This window comes from Streptomyces sp. NPDC047022 (assembly GCF_040644155.1).
Lineage (GTDB): Bacteria > Actinomycetota > Actinomycetes > Streptomycetales > Streptomycetaceae > Streptomyces.
Map to the genome: position 1 here is coordinate 45559 of NZ_JBEYVV010000025.1, position 17025 is coordinate 62583.

Genomic DNA, 17025 nt, shown 5'->3' on the forward strand with positions numbered 1-17025 from the left:
CCAGTAAAACGGGTGATACAACCGCCGCAGACCACGAGCGGACTCAGACCGCACCAACGATGAGGAATCACGAGAGCGAGAATCCGTTCCGCGCGAGCGGTGCCGGATCGGGCGCACGGAGGGGCAGTTCGGGGTGCTGGCGGACGACGCGGAGCTGACGGCCGCGGTGCTAGCGGCACAGGACGGGGACGAGGCCGCGTTCCGGACCGTGTATCGAGCAGTGCATCCGAGGCTGCTGGGGTACGTACGGACACTGGTCGGCGACCCTGACGCGGAGGACGTCGCCTCCGAGGCGTGGCTCCAGATCTCGCGTGACCTCGACCGGTTCAGCGGTGACGCCGACCGGTTCCGCGGCTGGGCGGCCAGGATCGCCCGCAACCGCGCGCTCGACCACATACGCATGCGCGGGCGGCGCCCGGCGGTGGGCGGCGACGAGACGGAACTGACCGGGAGGGCGGCCGAGTCGGACACCGCCGGTGAGGCGTTGGAGGCGCTCGCCACAGGACGTGCCCTTTCCCTCATAGCGCAGCTCCCGCAGGACCAGGCGGAGGCCGTCGTGCTGCGCGTGGTCGTGGGCCTCGACGCCAAGACCGCCGCCGAGACGCTCGGCAAGCGCCCGGGAGCCGTGCGCACCGCGGCGCACCGCGGCCTGAGGCGCCTCGCGGAGCTGATCGGCCCGGGCGCGGAGGGGGATCCGGAATCGGTGGGCGCTCTCGGCGCGATGCCACCCCAGAGAGGCGCCCACCGGCGCACGGTGACGTCCGCCGGTGTGACGCATATGCGTTCGCGGACGCAGAAGGACATGTGATGGCCGACGAGCAGCACAGATGGCTGAGTAGTGACGCGGCGGAGCAGGTGCTGCGTGGGGAGCCGCTGAACTTCGTCGACGACGACACCCGCGCCCGCGCCGACAGGCTCACCGAGGCCCTCGACGCACTCGTCCCGGCACCCCCGCGGGCCGGTGCCGAACTCCCGGGCGAGGCCGCCGCGCTGGCCGCGTTCCGCGCCGCGCGCGAGGCCCGGACAGTGGACGCGGCGTCCGCCGATGGCCGGGGTGCCCACGGGCACCACGCGGTTGAGGCCGCGGACGCCGGGCTGGTCCGCCTCGGGCGTCCCGTCGCGGACCGCCGCAAGGCTCGCTTCGGCCGCCCCCTGCGCCTCGGCCTCGCCGCGGCGATGGCCGCCGGGATGATCAGCGGAGTCGCCGTAGCGGCCGGAAGCGGAGTGCTGCCGACGCCGTTCAGCGACGATCCGGGGCCCGCCGCGTCCGTGTCGACGGACGCGACCGCGCGACAGTTGGTGAACTCCCCGACGCCCGGCACGAACGAGGCCGACGGCCTGCCGACACGGCCGGCGGACCCGGGCGGCGTCAGTGGCGTGCCGACGGGGGACGGCTCCTCGGCCGGCGAGGCGAGCGGCGGCTCCATGGCCACCGGCCGGCCCGGCTTCGAGGGCACGCACGACACCACGGGCCGTAGCCAGGAGTGGTGGGCGTCCGTGCGCTCCGCCTGCCGCGACATGGCCGGGGGCAAGGACGTCGGCGCACAGCGGATGCGCGGTCTGGAAGACGCGGCAGGCGGCAGCGGACGGGTGAAGACGTTCTGCAAGCTCGCTCTCGGCGACCACGGCGGTCCGGGCTCCGGAGGCAGCCACGGTTCCGGTGGCGACGGGGACGGCAGGGGCCACCACGGCGGCGACGGTGACCAGGGCGGTGACCACAGTGGCGGCGATGACGGCGAGGGCCACATATGGCCGGGCGGCAACGGCATGGCCAGCCCTCTGCCGGGCGCATTCCACCCTCTGGCTCCGCTCGTGCCGGGTGGGACGAAGTACCCGAGCCCGTCGTTCAGCGCGCCGCGGCCTTCCGGGACCAGCACCTCAGCGGGCTGAGCCACGCCCCACCGACCCCCATCCGACCTGCGGTTTTCTGGGTTCCCAGAAATTTCTCGCGGTGGGTGTGACACTTTCGGGCGCCGAGGCGCAGTACTGAGTGAGCCGACTGGTCATCGGCTGCCGCACAGAGCCGGGGTTCCCCCCGTACCCACGGCTCAGTGCACCTCGGCGCGGGCGGGACACGTTCCCCCGGTCCCGCCCGCGCCCCGCACATGGCTGCTGTCACCAGTAGACGACCACCTTGTCGCCGGTCCGCACCTGGGAGAACAGCGCGGAGACGGCCGCCTCGTCCCGTACGTTCACGCATCCGTGCGAACCCCCGGCGTATCCGCGTGCCGCGAAGTCGTACGAGTAGTGCACCGCCTCGCCCCCGCTGAAGAACATCGCGTAGGGCATGGGCGAGTGGTAGAGCGTGGACACATGGTGGCGCGACTTCCAGTAGACGTGGAACACCCCCTCGCGGGTGGGTGAGTACTGGGTGCCGAAGCGGACCGCCATGGTCGAGAGTGTCCGTCCGTCGACCATCCAGCGCAGCGTCCGGCTCCTCTTGCTGATGCACAGCACCCGGCCCGTCATACAGCGAGGATCCGGAGCCGCGGCGGGCTGACCGCCCATCAGGTACAGCTCCCATGTGCCGGGCTTGCGCGTCATCCGCAGCAGCCTCTGCCAGGTGACGGAGTCGACCTGCCCCGTCCGCGGCAGTCGGCGCTTGCCCTGGAAGCCCTTGACGGCGTTCTCGGTCAGGTCGTCGTACGTCCCGGTCGGGCCGTCGAACAGCCAGTCGGCTTGACGCAGCCGGGCCTGGAGCTTGCGCACGCCCGGACCCGAGTCGTCCCGCTTCCACAGGGCGCCGGGTGAGGGCTTCGGCTTGGTGACCGCCCCGCCGGTGGCGGGCGAGGAGTGCGGGATCCCGATGTGTACCGCGGAACGCTGCCCGCCCTTCGCGTCCGCGGGCCCCGCCGTGCAGCCGGCGACCGCGGTGACCGCGGCGAGCGCGGCGAGCGCACAGCCCCAGGCTGCCACGGCCGTCCGACTTCCCATGCCCTTGCCGCGCATGCCCACCCCCGTCGTCTCACCGGTCCCGGTGTCCCGCCGTGTCACCTGAGATGCTCCCCACGCGTGACCGCTCGCGAACCAAGGGGCATGGTTGTGAGCACGGGGCATGGCTGTGAGTCAGGAGCCCAGGCCACCAGAGACGGGTATCGAGGGAACGCGGAGGCACACAACATGGCGCGCGAGTCGGAGTCCGGACTGCCCATCGAGCCGGTGTACGGGCCGGACCACCTCAACGGCTGGGACCACCGCGAGAAGGTGGGGGAACCGGGGGCATACCCGTTCACGCGCGGCGTCTACCCGTCGATGTACACCGGGCGGCCCTGGACGATGCGCCAGTACGCCGGTTTCGGCACGGCGGTGGAGTCGAACGCGCGCTACAAGCAGCTGATCGCCCACGGCACGACGGGACTGTCGGTCGCCTTCGATCTGCCCACCCAGATGGGCCACGACTCCGACGCGCCGATCGCGCACGGCGAGGTCGGCAAGGTGGGTGTCGCGATCGACTCGGTAGACGACATGCGGATCCTGTTCGACGGCATCCCGCTGGACAAGGTGTCGACGTCGATGACGATCAACGCACCGGCGGCCCTGCTGCTCCTGCTGTACCAGCTGGTGGCCGAGGAACAGGGCGTCGAGGCCGGCCGGCTGACGGGCACGATCCAGAACGACGTCCTGAAGGAGTACATCGCGCGCGGGACGTACATCTTCCCGCCCAAGCCCTCACTGCGCCTGATCGCGGACATCTTCAAGTACTGCAAGGCCGAGATCCCGAAGTGGAACACGATCTCGATCTCCGGCTACCACATGGCCGAGGCGGGGGCGTCTCCCGCGCAGGAGATCGCGTTCACGCTCGCGGACGGCATCGAGTACGTGCGTACGGCCGTCGCGGCGGGCATGGACGTGGACGACTTCGCTCCGCGGCTGTCCTTCTTCTTCGTGGCGCGCACGACGATCCTGGAGGAGATCGCCAAGTTCCGCGCGGCCCGGAGGATCTGGGCCCGGGTGATGAGGGACGAGTTCGGGGCGAAGAACCCGAAGTCGCTCATGCTGCGCTTCCACACCCAGACGGCGGGTGTCCAGCTCACGGCGCAGCAGCCGGAGGTGAACCTGGTCCGGGTCGCCGTCCAGAGCCTGGCCGCAGTGCTCGGCGGCACCCAGTCGCTGCACACGAACTCCTTCGACGAGGCCATCGCGCTGCCCACGGACAAGAGCGCGCGCCTGGCCCTGCGCACCCAGCAGGTCCTGGCCTACGAGACCGATGTGACGGCGACGGTCGACCCCTTCGCGGGCTCGTACGTGATGGAGAGGATGACGGACGACGTCGAGGCGGCGGCGCTGGAGCTGATGCAGCGGGTGGAGGACCTCGGTGGCGCGGTGGCGGCGATCGAGCAGGGCTTCCAGAAGAACGAGATCGAGCGCAGCGCCTATCGCGTCGCCCTGGAGACGGACTCGGGCGAACGGGTCGTCGTCGGCGTCAACCGCTTCCAGCTGGACGAGGAGGAGCCGTACGAGCCGCTGCGCGTCGACCCGGCGATCGAGGCCCAGCAGGCGGAGCGCCTCGCGAGGCTGCGCGCCGAGCGGGACCAGGGAGCGGTCGACGCGGCCCTCGCGGAGCTGAGGAAGGCGGCGGAGGGCACGGACAACGTTCTGTACCCCATGAAGCAGGCCCTCAAAGCCCGCGCCACGGTGGGCGAGGTGTGCAACGCGCTGCGGGAGGTCTGGGGGTCGTACGTGCCCTCGGACGTCTTCTGACCTGCCCTTGGCCGGAGTGTGCCGCTGCCGCGGAGCGTCGGTGTCGGCGTCGGTTCTGCGTCGGCATCGTTCGCGACGGCGGCCGGCGGTCTCGCCCACTGGGACCCGAGGCAGCGGTGTCAGACCCCCGTGCGAGACTCCTTTCCATGTTCGGCGTCATCGACCTTCCCACCTACCTGGCAGGACTCGTTCTGATCGTCCTCCTCCCAGGGCCCAACTCGCTGTACGTCCTCTCCGTCGCGGCCCGCCGCGGGGTGCGGTCCGGATATACCGCCGCGGCGGGTGTCTGGTGCGGGGACACCGTGCTGATGACGCTGTCCGCGGCCGGGGTCGCCTCGCTGCTGAAGGCGAACGCCGTGCTGTTCGGGATCGTGAAGTACGCGGGCGCCGCCTATCTGACCTGGCTCGCGATAGGGATGCTGCGGGCCGCCTGGGGGATGTGGCGTGCCCGGCGGGAGCAGGCCGAGGAGACGGACCCGGGCACGGGCGGGGCCCCCGCCGAGGAGCGGCCCTTCCGCCGCGCCCTGGTCGTCAGCCTGGTCAACCCCAAGGCGATCCTGTTCTTCGTCGCCTTCTTCGTGCAGTTCGTCGACCCCGGGTACGCCTACCCGGCCCTGTCCTTCGTCGTGCTCGGCGCCTTCGCCCAGCTCGTCAGCGTCCTTTATCTGAGCGCACTGATATTCAGCGGTACGCGCCTCGCGGATGCGTTCCGCCGCCGCAAGCGGCTGTCGGCGGGAGCCACCTCGGCCGCGGGCGCCCTCTTCCTGGGTTTCGCGGTCAAGCTGTCGATGGCGAGCACCTGAGCCGTCCTCAAGGGGCCGGGCAGGCGGCGACCCGCGCCGCGTACTCAGCCGGCCCCTCGGCGGTCTCGCCCGCCCGGCCCGCACAGCCGTCCGGGCGGATCAGGAGGACGCCGGTTCCGCGGGCCGTGCGGGCGGCGTACGGGGGCGGCTGAGCCGCCCCCGAACCGCGTCATCGTGCCGTGGCGTGCCTGTTCGCGCGGGCGGTGCGGATCGCCCGGGTTACCAGGGGCGGCAGCAGATCGACGGCGAGGCGGCGGGCGCGGCTGCGGCCGTGTCCGCTTGTGCGCTGCGGCGCGGCGGGCGCGGGCCTGGGGGAGAGGGGCTCCGGCGTCGCGGGTGCGGGAGCCTCTGCGTGGCGGGAGGCCGGGAAGTCCGGGGCTCGCATGCCCTTCTTGGACTTGACGCGCACGAGGCGGTGCCCGGCCGCATGCTGGACGCTGAGGTGGAGGTCGTCGCGCCCCCGCACCATCGTCAGCAGCTGCTCCTGGACCGGCTCGGGATCGTCCCAGGTCGCGTACAGCTTCTGGGTGCTGAGGCAGACGGGGCGCAGTCCGTTGTTGAGCACCGCTTCCCAGACGGCCACGGAGACGCCGGGAGTGTGCTCCGAGCGGAAGTCGTCGAGGACGACGACTCCGCCGGGCAGCAGCGCGTCACGGGCGGCAGTGATGTCGTCGCGCACATGCTCGTACAGATGTGAGCCGTCGATGTGTACGAACCGGCAGGAGCGAGCGGCGACCTCGCCCGGCACCAGGGAGCTGGGGCCCTGGAGGACACGGGGGAGCGCGGTGTGGAAGGAGAGGTAGTTCTCCTCGAAGGCACGCCGGGTCAGCGAGCTGTAGGACTTGGTCGCCTCCGCGTTGTTGGCCTCGTCCGGCGCGTCGCCCTCGAAGAGGTCGCACACCGTGAACCGCTCGCCGTCCTGAAGGTGGAGACCGGTGAATATCGCGCTCTTGCCCATGTACACCCCGACCTCCAGCAGGTCGCCCCGCAGCCCCGCGGACTCCTGCCGTTCCAGGAACCATGCGAAGAGCGTCTGGTCGAGCACGGGGAACCACCCGGGGACGTCGTCGAGCCGGTGGGGCGGTCGGATCGTTTCTGCTGCTGTCGCCATGAGGACGTAGCACTCCTTTGTGCTGGTTCGAACAGAGCTTGCGCGGGACTGTTCAGCGTCTGCCCGTGGATACTCGCCCAAACGTGCGATGAGGTGAACGGCGGGCCAACTCCCCGGGGTGAAGCTCTACAGCGGCCGGGACAGGACCGTGCGCAGCTTCGGAGTCAGCCAGTTCTCCACGTACCGGTTCAGCAGCCACGCCAGCAGCAGCATGAGGGCGGCCGTCAGCAGGAAGGTGCCGTACGACGGGATGCCGAGCGTCTGGTGCAGCACCTTGATGACGACCCAGCCCAGATGCTCGTGGACGAGGTAGAAGGGGTACGTCAGCGCGCCCGCCACCGTCAGCCATCGCCAGTTGGCCCAGTCCAGCCAGCCGAGTGCGATCGCCGCGACGGCGGCGAAGCCGAGGCTGACGATGAGCATGATGCTCCATGCGCTGCGGTAGGAGAACGCGTGCACGCTCGGGGAGTGCCACAGGCCCGCCACCGCGTAGTGCTGGCCGATCAGCCAGCTGATCGCGACGATGCCCCAGGCGTACGCGTCACGCCGGTTGCGGTGCACCAGGTACAGGCCGACACCGCCGATGAAGAAGGGCGCGTACTCGGGCATAAGGACGATGTCGAGCAGCGGCATCTTGGCGCCCTGAGCCATCGCCAGGGCGAGCGTCCACCCGGCGCAGAACAGGATGACCCGGCGCCGGCTGGCGCCCGGCAGCACGATGCACAGCGCGAACAGGGCGTAGAAGCGCACCTCGGCCCACAGGGTCCAGCACACGCCCAGCACGCGGTTGACGCCCAGGGGCATCTGGAGCATCGTCAGGTTCACCAGGGTGTCGCTCGGCGAGAGGGCCTTGTAGGCGACCATCGGCAGCGAGAACACCGCGGTGATTATGAGGATCGCGGCCCAGTACGCGGGCAGCAGCCGGGAGGCGCGGGAGGCGAAGAAGGAGCGCAGCGGGCGCCCCCAGCCGCTCATGCAGATCACGAAGCCGCTGATCACGAAGAACACCTGCACGCCCAGGCAGCCGTATGCGAACAGGTGGTGCAGCGCGGGGAACTGGTGCCGTGGTGAGGTGCCCCAGGCCCGTGAGACATCGCCGTCGCGACCGCCGTAGTGATAGCACGCCACCATGAGCGCCGCGACCAGGCGCAGCCCGTCCAGGGCGCGCAGCCGCGACTCACGGGGCTTCGCGGGCTTGGCCGGGGCGGGCGGCCCGGCGGTGTGCGACGCGACGGAGGGCGCGGCCGGCGACACGGCGGAGGACGCCTGGGAGGATGCCTCGGCGGCGGGCGGAAGAACGGTGCGGACTGCGGTGCCCGTTGAGGCCCCAAGAGGGTCGGCAGGCGTGTCGATCACAGGGTTCCCCTCGATGGGACTCGGCCAGACCACAGCACGTTAGTCCGATATTCGGGGTTACTTACCCCCTCAAGGGGGGTCTTCGCCTCGCCGTTGACAGGAATTCACCTATGAGCGACCGGTGCGTCGGGGGAGCCCCGAGCAAGAGCGGCGGGGCCGGGTCGTGGTGACCCGGCCCCGCCTTCTCGGATGTGCCGATCCGCGCCTCAGCCGCGCACCGCACGCTTGAACGAGCGGGCTCGGCGGGCCACCCGGCGTACCGTCGCGTTGCGCGGGATGAAGGCCAGCTGGGACGGGACCGCGCCCGGCAGGGCCAGCGACGTCAGGCGCCTGCGCTTGAAGTAGCGCCAGGTGTACTGCGTCAGGTGCCGCGTCAGATACCGCTCGGCGTCCGGGCGCAGATCCGGGTAGATCTTGGGCTGCATCGCGTACCCGACGGCGCGCACGAGCGCGTCCAGGTCCGCCACGTCCATGGCCCGGCGCTGCTCCTCGACCGCCGCGCGGTCGGACAGGTCGGGCAGCAGCGCGTCCACGATGGTCACCGGCACGCGGTTGCTGTTCTCGTACGGCGCGAGGCGGTCCAGGAGCGGGCCGGTGCCGATCCGGGCCACCGGCAGGCCGTACAACGCGGACGCGGTCAGCAGGGCGGTGGAGAAGCAGCCTACGACCAGCGCGGGACGCATCCGCTGGTAGAGGACTTCGGCGAGGACCGGGGTGTCGAGCACGCTCAGCTCGGCGCCCAGCTTCTCGGCCTCCCTCTCCAGCGCGCGTGACCAGCGGGCCGGCGCGGAGGGGTGCGGCTTGAACACGATCCGCGTGTGGCCGAGCGCCACGGCGCCCTTCAGCATCCGTACGTGGAGGTTCTCCTCCTCCTCGGCGGTCAGTATCTCCAGCGCCGACAGGTACTGCCCGAGCAGCAGTGCCGGGGCGTCGAGGGACGGCAGGGCGTCCCCGGTCGCCTCGAGCTCCGTGAGGACCTTGGAGAACGCGTCCGTGGGGACGATCTCCGGCTCGACGTCGAACTCGGTGAGCAGCAGCGGCTTCAGGCCCGGCACCAGGTCCAGGTGCAGAAGCCGGTCCACCCGGGTGCCGACCAGCGGGTCGATCTTGTTGCGGGTGGGGCCGTAGCTCATCAGACCGTCCGCGTAGACGGTCACGGGCGCCCCGGTGAAGATCTGGCAGAAGCCGAGCGCGGGGTTGACCTGGATCGACTCGACGATCAGTTCGATTTCGTCGTCACCGAGGTCCCACAGGAGCCTGAGGTACCTCTCCCACAGCGGTGCGTCGTCCGGACGGGGAGCCCAGCCGCCCGGGTGGAAGGGGGAGATGGTCTCGTTCCAGGAGATCACCTCGCCGAAGCGTCCCCGCAGCTGCTCGAAGCCCGGCATCTCGTCCAGGGCGGCCGAGGTCTCGGGCGTCGCCGCGTTGTTGGAGACCAGGAGTATGCGCCGGTCGGCGGGCCCGAAGCACTCGCTGTCCAGCGCTGCGGCCAGCGTCGCCGTGCCGTAAAGCGTCGACGCCATGAAGATCTGCGTCGTCACGCCGCCACCCCCGAGGAGACGGGCCGGCGGCGCAGTCGGCGCAGGCGCGAGGCCCGCTCGATGTCCATGGAGTCGAGGGCGTCCTCGAGCACGTCCTGCGGCATGCGCCGCAACGCGACAGCACTCATCGACTTCAGTTTCCGTGCCACCGCTGGCTCGAACCTTTCGATGGATCCCAGATGATGGGAAATGATTGCGCAATATGTGCGAACGGCCTTCGGGAGCAGTTTCTCCGCATCCTGGTCCTTCGCGGTTTCGGCCACCACCTGGTCGAACGCACGAATGAAATCAAGCTGCCGCACATCACCGATCTGGGTGAGCGAGGACGCGACGCCGCGCCGGTAGAAGACGCCCATCAGGCTCACCGTCGCGAAGGATTCCGCCTCCCGGTGCAGCTTCCAGATCCACGGCCGGTCCTCGGCCGTGCGAAGTCCGTCGGTGAAGTGCACAAGGCCCCGGTCCACCAGCCGGCGGTGATACGCGCCCGCCCATGCGTACGCATAGTCGACGGAGGTCGAACGGTCGGCGGGCAGGATCGCGTCACGCGGGTTCATGACCACGCCGCGCCGTCCGTGCGGCACCCGGTGGATGGCGCGCGTCCGCCCGGTGCACTGGACATGGTCCGTGCGGACGAAATCGCAGCCCAGCTCGTCCATGGCGGCCACGAGCCGAGGGTAGTAGCCGGGTGCGAGCCAGTCGTCCCCGTCCAGGAACGTAAGGTACTCGCCGCGCGCCTTGTCGATCCCGGTGTTGCGCGCGGTCGCCAGCCCTCCGTTCTTCTCGTGCCGGACATACACCGCGCCTGGCAGCTCGCGCTCGGCGCGCGCGAGGATGTCCGGGGTCTCGTCGCGGGAGCAGTCGTCGACGAGAATGAATTCGAAGTCGTCGCGTGCGTTCGCACGCAGACTCTTCAGGGTGTCGGGCGCGTATTGCTGCACGTTGTAGAACGGCACGATGACGGAGAGCTTGACCACGCCTGTGACGTTAGGCGGCGGCCCGGATTTCGTCTTGACCGGCGGCTTGATGTCAGGTGAACGACGCGTGGCGGAATAGTGAACCCAACTGTTTCCCCGGCGTTTCGCAAGCCGATTCGCCATTCGGCGATGTGCTGTTAACCCTTTGTTGCATTCCGGTTGGGCTCGTCCTCGGAATGGGTTCCTAGCGTCTTCGATGTGCCAGCAAGTACCTCGAAGTCCCTGCGGGTCGCCGTCCTAGCCGATTCCGACACCCGGTGGAAATGGGGCGCGCTCACCGCGAATCGCATTTCTCCGAAGGAATCCGCGAAGTCCGCAAAGCTGTCCGAATCCGCTGAAGTGTCCGAAGTGCCTGACGCGGACCTCCGGCTCGACGGCTTCCTCCTGCGGGGCCGGGCCACGCCCACCGCCCGCCAGCTCAATGAGGTCGGCGTCCGCGCGGACTCGCTCCGCGAGGTCACCGCCGTCGAGTTCCTGCGCGAGATGGCGAAGGAGTCGTACGACATCCTCGTGCTCGCCCTCGTCGGCGGCGGCGTCCAGGCGATGCTGCACGGTCTCGCCCACGTCTGGCAGGGGCACGCGAAGCGGCCCGTGGTCGTCACCGGTTATGTCGGCGTCGTCTACGAGAAGCTCGCCGACGGCCTGCTGCTGAGGCACGGAGCCGACCTCGTTCTCGCCAACTCCCGCCAGGACGCGGACCGGTTCCGGGCCGTGTACGAGGGAGTGGGCGCCGACGCCTCGTCGGTGACCGAGGTGGCGCTGCCCTTCCTGGGCGGGGCCGCCTACGAGAAGAAGGACCCCTACACGGTCGTCTTCGCCGCCCAGCCCTCCGTGCCGGAGAGCCGGGCGGACCGCACCTACCTGCTGGACCGGCTGATCCAGCACGCGCGCCTCCACCCCGGACGCGAGGTGCTGCTCAAGCTGCGCTCCAGGCCGGGCGAGCACACCACGCACATCGAGGAACTGCCCTACCAGAAGCTGGCCCAGCGCCAGGACCTGCCGGCCAACTTCCGCCTGGTGTACGGGAACATGGGGGAAGTCCTGGACAGGACCGACCTGCTGGTCACCGTCAGCTCGACGGCCGCTCTGGAGTCCCTGCACCGCCGTATCCCCACCGTCGTCCTCACCGACCTCGGGGTACGCGAGGCGCTCGGCAACCACCACTTCGTGGGCTCCGGCTGCCTCGCCTCCTGGGACCAGCTCGACGCCGGGCACGAGCCGCTGCCCGACCCGGAGTGGGTCTCCCGCCAGGGCGTCGCCGCCGACGGAGAGTACGTGACCGCCTTCGACGAGGCGCGCGGACGCATCGCCGCGCTGCTCGCCGCCGGTGAACTCCCGCCGCTCACGCCCTACTACACGCCCGTCACCGCGCCCGGCTATCTGCCCGGCGTCCTCGCCCGCCACCACCTCGCCCCGGACGGCAGCCCGCTGCCGGGCGCGCCCGCGGCCGACAAGGCGCCGGGCCCGGTGCGCCAGATCGTCCGCCGCGCGGCCCGCGGCGCCTACCGCCACGGAGTGCAGCGCGTGGCGCCTGTGATCCGGCGGATGGGGGAGCTGTGAGCGCGCTGATCCCACGCCAAGGACCTCAAGGAGTACAGCCCATGTCCAACCCGGAAGCGGGACAGCCGGCCCCGGTACGCCGCGTGCTCGCGGTGATCCCCGCGCGCGGCGGATCCAAGGGCGTGCCCGCGAAGAACCTCGCCCCGGTCGGCGGGGTGCCGCTGGTGGCCCGCGCGGTGCGCGAGTGCCGGGCCGCACGGCTCGTCACCGACGTCGTGGTCTCCACCGACGACCAGGCCATCGCCGCCGCGGCCCGCGAGGCCGGCGCCGAGATCGTGCTGCGCCCCGCCGCCATCGCCGGTGACACGGCCACCTCGGAGGACGCCGTCCTGCACGCCATGGACGCGCACGAGGCGCTGCACGGCGCGCCCGTCGACGTGGTGCTGCTGGTCCAGTGCACCAGCCCGTTCATCGTCCGCGAGGACGTCGACGGGGTCGCCGCGGCAGTGGTCGAGAACGGCGCGGACACGGCGCTGACCGTGGCCCCCTTCCACGGCTTCATCTGGCGCGACGCGGACGACGAACCCGCGCGGGCCATCGCCTCAGAGCACACCGGCGAGACGGGCGGAGCCGCCGGGCCCCTGGGCGCCACGGACACCGGCACACACACGCGCACGGTCACGGACGGCGGCTACGGCGTCAACCACGACAAGTCCTTCCGTCCGCGCCGCCAGGACCGCCCCCAGGACCTGCTGGAGACCGGCGCCGCCTACGCCATGGACGCCGCGGGGCTGCGCGAGCACCGCCACCGCTTCTTCGGCCGCACCGAACTCGTGCGCACCGACCCGGCCCGAGTGCTGGAGATCGACGACCCGCACGACCTCGCCCGCGCCCGGGCACTCGCCCCGCTGTTCGACGCGGAACTCCCCCAAGTCCCCGACTCCGCCCGAACCGGGGGGACCCCCATGGGTGCCCTCCCGACCAGCGACGACATCGACGCGGTCGTACTCGACTTCGACGGCACCCAGACCGACGACAGGGTGCTGATCGACTCCGACGGACGTGAGTTCGTCTCCGTGCACCGCGGGGACGGACTCGGCATCGCGGCGCTGCGCAAGAGCGGCCTGAAGATGCTCATCCTGTCCACGGAGAAGAACCCGGTCGTCGCCGCCAGAGCCCGGAAGCTGCAGATCCCGGTCCTGCACGGCATCGACCGGAAGGACCTCGCACTGAAGCAGTGGTGCGAGGAGCAGGGCATCGCGCCTGAGCGCGTGCTCTACGTCGGCAACGACGTCAACGACCTCCCGTGCTTCGCCCTCGTGGGCTGGCCCGTGGCGGTCGCGAGCGCCCACGACGTCGTGCGCGGCGCCGCACGCGCGGTCACCACCGTCCCGGGCGGTGACGGCGCTATCCGAGAGATCGCCAGCTGGATCCTCGGCCCCTCTCTCGACTCCCTCGACAAGTAAGGAACTTTCCTTCCATGAGCACCAACTCCCGTCTGCGTACGTTCGGTTCGCGTGAGGTCGGTCCCGGTCGCCCCGTCTACCTCTGCGGCGAGATCGGCATCAACCACAACGGTGAGCTGGAGAACGCGTTCAAGCTGATCGACGTGGCCGCCGAGGCCGGCTGCGACGCGGTCAAGTTCCAGAAGCGCACCCCCGAGATCTGCACCCCGCGCGACCAGTGGGACATCGAGCGCGACACCCCCTGGGGCCGGATGACCTACATCGACTACCGCCACCGCGTGGAGTTCGGTGAGGACGAGTACCGTCAGATCGACGAGTACTGCAAGGAGAAGGGCATCGACTGGTTCGCGTCCCCGTGGGACACCGAGGCCGTCGCCTTCCTGGAGAAGTTCGACCTGCCCGCCCACAAGGTGGCCTCCGCCTCCCTGACGGACGACGAGCTGCTCAAGGCCCTGCGCTCCACGGGCCGCACGGTCATCCTGTCCACCGGCATGTCGACCCCGAAGCAGATCCGCCACGCGGTCGAGGTCCTGGGCAGCGACAACATCCTCATGTGCCACGCCACCTCCACCTACCCGGCGAAGGCCGAGGAGCTCAACCTCCGCGTGATCAACACGCTGGAGATGGAGTTCCCGAACGTCCCGATCGGCTACTCCGGCCACGAGACGGGCCTGCAGACCACGCTCGCCGCGGTCGCCCTCGGCGCCGCCTTCATCGAGCGCCACATCACCCTCGACCGCGCGATGTGGGGCTCCGACCAGGCCGCGTCCGTGGAGCCGGGTGGCCTGCAGCGTCTGGTCCGCGACATCCGCACCATCGAGGCGTCTTTGGGTGACGGTGTCAAGAAGGTCTACGACTCCGAGCTCGGCCCGATGAAGAAGCTGCGCCGTGTCGCGGGCGTCGTCGCCGAGGCGGAGATCGCCGCGGCTGCTGGTGAGCCGGTTCAGGTCTGAGCACCTTAGGGGACGGTCGTACGCCGATGAGCCCTCGCGCCGGAACCGCCGGCCACCACACGCTCGCCTTTGTCGAGAGCCCCGTACAGCTCCTGAACGTACTGGAGTGGGCGCACGCGCACGCGCTCGCCACGGTGGCCGGCGGTGCCGGTGCGCCGGGGCGCGCGGCGGGAATCCCCGCGCAGGGTGGCAGGCGGTCCGGGGCGGGGCGTACGGCGGCGATAGGCGCCGGGGCGAACGGCGCGCGAGCGGGGGGCCGTCCGGCGTCAGAGGTGCCTCCGGCGCAAGAGAAGCTCACGCTCGTGGTGCTGTCCCCGACCGACCCGATGACGCGAGGCCAGCTGCGCCGTATGGCGGAGCTGGCCCGCGAAGAGGGGCACGACGTGCGCTGGGAGGAGGCGCGCGGCGGCACGACAGCGCCCTTCCGCACGGTGGGCGGCCTCGCCCCGCTGCTGCGCCGGGCGCGAAGGGTGGTGATGGGGGACCCCTTCTCCCGCTACGTACAGCTGCTGCTGACGATCACCCGGGCCCGCGAGCTGGTGGTGGTGGACGACGGCACGGCGACGATGGAATTCGTCGCCCAGCTCGCCCGCGGCGAGCGCCTGGTGCGCTGGCACCGCAAGGGCGGCCGTCCGGGCGCCCGTGACCTGCTCTTCGCGCCGGTCTCGGCATCGGCCCGGCGCAAGCTGACACCGGGCACCCGGCGCACCGTGGAGGTCTTCTCCTCCATGCCGATCGAGGAGACCCCGGACGGGGTCACCGTCACCGCGAACGACTTCCGCTGGACCCGCTCCCGGTTCGGCCCGCCGCGCATCACCAAGGGCGCCGACCTCGTGGGCACATCCCTCGTCGAGACGGGTGTTGTGGACGGGCAGCGCTATCTGGAGGCCGTGCGGACCCTCGCCCGGGCGCACGGGGCGCGGCGCTACTTCGCCCATCGCCGCGAGAGCGCGGACAAACTCCACAGACTGGCGGTCGAGACGGGCCTGGAGGTGGTCCGTCCGGACCTGCCCCTGGAACTGATCGCCCGCCGGGGCCCCATCGGCCGCACGATCCTCAGCTTCCCCTCCACGGTCGTCCACACCCTGCCGCTCGCTCTGGTCGGCACCGAGGTGCGGGTGGCCGTGTGCGACATCGACCCCGCCTGGCTCACGCAGAACGCGTCACCGCGCGCCCAGGGCTTCCTGTCGGGCGTCACGGGCACGGCCCGGGACGTGGACCGGCTGCCCACGGTGACGGCGGATGAGGACCTGCCGAAGGGGCAGGACATCGCTGCGGGATAGGGGCGGGACAGAAGCGGTCGCAGAGAATCGGGTCATCTCGGGATCCCTGTATGCCGCGCACGGAAGAGCCACGCCTCATTCACGATCCGTCCACATGACGCGCGTCGCTCCGACACGATCCGCCCATTGAATCTCCCCGCGCCCAGCCGACCGGCTGAGCGCGGGGATATCTGTTTCCACAGTGGGGGGACCACACGTGGCGGCGACACAACAGGGGCCCGGCGAACCGGAGCCTGACAGACCGGCGCCGGAGTGCGCCCCGGAGGGGCGCGGGACTGTGCCGAATGCGGCTGCGCCGCGTGAGCGCGACGAGCCCGGTCGAACCGGCAGTGCACCAACGGCCCGGCCCGGCACGGTCACCGACGTACCAAGGCGACTTGGGCAGGCCCGCGGCATCGGCGACCGTCTCTTCCGCCTCCAGCTCACCGCCGGCGGGGTCGTCGTCCTCGCCGTCATGGCCGCCGTCGGACTGTTCCTGCTGCTGAGGGCCGTTCAGGCGCTCCGCGTCACCGGCTTCTCCTTCCTCACCACGGCCCAATGGCAGCCGGACGTACACCGGTTCGGCATCGCCGCCGTGCTCACCGGCACCCTGCTGATCGCCGCCGTCGCGGTCGTCATCTCCGTACCGCTCGCCATCGGCACCGCGCTGTTCATCTCGGACGTGGCCCCGCGGGGGCTGCGCCGCACCCTGGTGACGATGGTCGACCTGATGGCGGCCGTCCCCTCCGTGGTGTACGGACTGTGGGGGCTGTTCTTCCTCCAGCAGCACGTCATCGGGCTCTCGCGCTGGCTCTCCGACTGGTTCGGGTGGATTCCGCTGTTCACGGTGGACGGCACCCAGCCCGGCGAGCCCCTCGCCTCCGACAGCGTCTACACCGCTTCCACCTTCGTCGCCGGCATCGTCGTCGCGCTCATGGTCGCGCCGATCCAGTGCTCGGTGATGCGCGAGGTGTTCGCGCAGGCCCCGGCGGGCGAGCGCGAGGGCGCGTACGCGCTGGGCGCCACCCGGTGGGGGATGATCCGCGCGGTCGTCCTGCCCTACGGCAAGGGCGGCGTCATCGGCGGCACGATGCTGGGCCTGGGACGGGCGCTCGGCGAGACCATCGCGGTCTACCTGATCATCTCGCCGGTCTTCGTCATCCAGCCGCACATCCTGCAGACCGGCTCCAACTCGGTCTCCTCACTGATCGCCCTGCACTACGGAGACGCCTCCACCTTCGGCATGTCGGCGCTGATGGCGGCGGGTCTGGCGCTGTTCCTGCTCACCCTGGCGGTCAACTTCACCGCATCCTCCGTCGTGGCCCGCTCCCGGTCCGGCGCACAGAGCGAGGCATGAC

Annotated in this window: 14 protein-coding genes; 9 read left to right on the forward strand and 5 right to left on the reverse strand. The window is 70.8% G+C overall.

All coding sequences use genetic code 11. The features are described from left to right. The first annotated feature begins 133 nt into the window (after positions 1–133). Together ABZ845_RS23250 and ABZ845_RS23255 are read left to right on the forward strand one after the other, a co-directional pair. Complete coding sequence (locus ABZ845_RS23250) at positions 134–808, forward strand: RNA polymerase sigma factor (RefSeq protein ID WP_360982664.1); 675 nt, start codon at positions 134–136, stop codon at positions 806–808. Beyond that, entirely contained in the window at positions 808–1890 is a 1083-nt protein-coding gene (locus ABZ845_RS23255) for a hypothetical protein (RefSeq protein ID WP_360982666.1), read from the forward strand. Before ABZ845_RS23250 ends, ABZ845_RS23255 begins: the two co-directional genes overlap by 1 nt. A 225-nt stretch (positions 1891–2115) precedes the next feature. Here the strand turns inward: ABZ845_RS23255 and ABZ845_RS23260 are convergent, their stop codons facing one another. Next, positions 2116–2934, reverse strand: coding sequence for a L,D-transpeptidase family protein (locus tag ABZ845_RS23260; protein WP_360982761.1), 819 nt, complete (start codon positions 2932–2934; stop codon positions 2116–2118). Positions 2935–3120: 186 nt separating this feature from the next. Here ABZ845_RS23260 and ABZ845_RS23265 point away from each other — a divergent pair, with 186 nt between their 5' ends. After that, on the forward strand, positions 3121–4701 hold the full coding sequence (locus ABZ845_RS23265; protein ID WP_360982668.1) for a methylmalonyl-CoA mutase family protein: 1581 nt from the start codon (positions 3121–3123) through the stop codon (positions 4699–4701). A 146-nt stretch (positions 4702–4847) separates the two neighbouring features. Further along, positions 4848–5504 (forward strand): leucine efflux protein LeuE, encoded by a 657-nt coding sequence (gene leuE, locus ABZ845_RS23270; RefSeq protein WP_360982670.1) that lies wholly within the window; start codon positions 4848–4850, stop codon positions 5502–5504. A gap of 169 nt (positions 5505–5673) precedes the next feature. On the opposite strand, the gene ABZ845_RS23275 is transcribed toward leuE, so the two are convergent. The 4 genes from ABZ845_RS23275 to ABZ845_RS23290 form a co-directional block, all read right to left on the reverse strand. Then, positions 5674–6615, reverse strand: coding sequence for a class I SAM-dependent methyltransferase (locus ABZ845_RS23275; RefSeq protein ID WP_360982672.1), 942 nt, complete (start codon positions 6613–6615; stop codon positions 5674–5676). A gap of 126 nt (positions 6616–6741) precedes the next feature. Continuing rightward, positions 6742–7971 (reverse strand): acyltransferase, encoded by a 1230-nt coding sequence (locus ABZ845_RS23280; protein ID WP_360982673.1) that lies wholly within the window; start codon positions 7969–7971, stop codon positions 6742–6744. Positions 7972–8177: 206 nt separating this feature from the next. Then, positions 8178–9512: an alpha-2,8-polysialyltransferase family protein gene (locus ABZ845_RS23285; protein ID WP_360982675.1), complete on the reverse strand. Its 1335-nt coding sequence runs from the start codon at positions 9510–9512 to the stop codon at positions 8178–8180. Then, a complete protein-coding gene (locus tag ABZ845_RS23290) occupies positions 9509–10486 on the reverse strand; it encodes a glycosyltransferase family 2 protein (RefSeq protein WP_360982763.1) in 978 nt (325 codons plus the stop codon). Before ABZ845_RS23290 ends, ABZ845_RS23285 begins: the two co-directional genes overlap by 4 nt. Positions 10487–10684: 198 nt before the next feature. Between ABZ845_RS23290 and ABZ845_RS23295 the strand changes: the two genes are divergently transcribed. The 5 genes from ABZ845_RS23295 to pstC all read left to right on the forward strand — a co-directional run bounded on the left by ABZ845_RS23295 (position 10685) and on the right by pstC (position 17024). Continuing rightward, positions 10685–12046 (forward strand): DUF6716 putative glycosyltransferase, encoded by a 1362-nt coding sequence (locus ABZ845_RS23295; RefSeq protein WP_360982677.1) that lies wholly within the window; start codon positions 10685–10687, stop codon positions 12044–12046. A gap of 41 nt (positions 12047–12087) precedes the next feature. Beyond that, positions 12088–13452: an N-acylneuraminate cytidylyltransferase gene (locus ABZ845_RS23300; RefSeq protein ID WP_360982679.1), complete on the forward strand. Its 1365-nt coding sequence runs from the start codon at positions 12088–12090 to the stop codon at positions 13450–13452. 14 nt (positions 13453–13466) lie between these two features. Continuing rightward, entirely contained in the window at positions 13467–14405 is a 939-nt protein-coding gene (locus ABZ845_RS23305; protein WP_360982681.1) for an N-acetylneuraminate synthase family protein, read from the forward strand. A gap of 26 nt (positions 14406–14431) precedes the next feature. Continuing rightward, complete coding sequence (locus tag ABZ845_RS23310; RefSeq protein ID WP_360982683.1) at positions 14432–15688, forward strand: hypothetical protein; 1257 nt, start codon at positions 14432–14434, stop codon at positions 15686–15688. A 277-nt stretch (positions 15689–15965) separates the two neighbouring features. Next, entirely contained in the window at positions 15966–17024 is a 1059-nt protein-coding gene (gene pstC, locus ABZ845_RS23315; RefSeq protein ID WP_360982685.1) for a phosphate ABC transporter permease subunit PstC, read from the forward strand. The last annotated feature ends 1 nt before the right edge of the window (position 17025 follow it).

Bases quoted from the DNA above. Each gene is read 5' to 3' on its own strand.
- ABZ845_RS23255 (WP_360982666.1), top strand. From the start codon at position 808: ATGGCCGACGAGCAGCACAGATGGCTGAGTAGTGACGCGGCGGAGCAG.
- ABZ845_RS23260 (WP_360982761.1), bottom strand. From the start codon at position 2,934: ATGGGAAGTCGGACGGCCGTGGCAGCCTGGGGCTGTGCGCTCGCCGCG.
- ABZ845_RS23265 (WP_360982668.1), top strand. From the start codon at position 3,121: ATGGCGCGCGAGTCGGAGTCCGGACTGCCCATCGAGCCGGTGTACGGG.
- leuE (WP_360982670.1), top strand. From the start codon at position 4,848: ATGTTCGGCGTCATCGACCTTCCCACCTACCTGGCAGGACTCGTTCTG.
- ABZ845_RS23275 (WP_360982672.1), bottom strand. From the start codon at position 6,615: ATGGCGACAGCAGCAGAAACGATCCGACCGCCCCACCGGCTCGACGAC.
- ABZ845_RS23300 (WP_360982679.1), top strand. From the start codon at position 12,088: ATGTCCAACCCGGAAGCGGGACAGCCGGCCCCGGTACGCCGCGTGCTC.
- ABZ845_RS23305 (WP_360982681.1), top strand. From the start codon at position 13,467: ATGAGCACCAACTCCCGTCTGCGTACGTTCGGTTCGCGTGAGGTCGGT.
- ABZ845_RS23310 (WP_360982683.1), top strand. From the start codon at position 14,432: ATGAGCCCTCGCGCCGGAACCGCCGGCCACCACACGCTCGCCTTTGTC.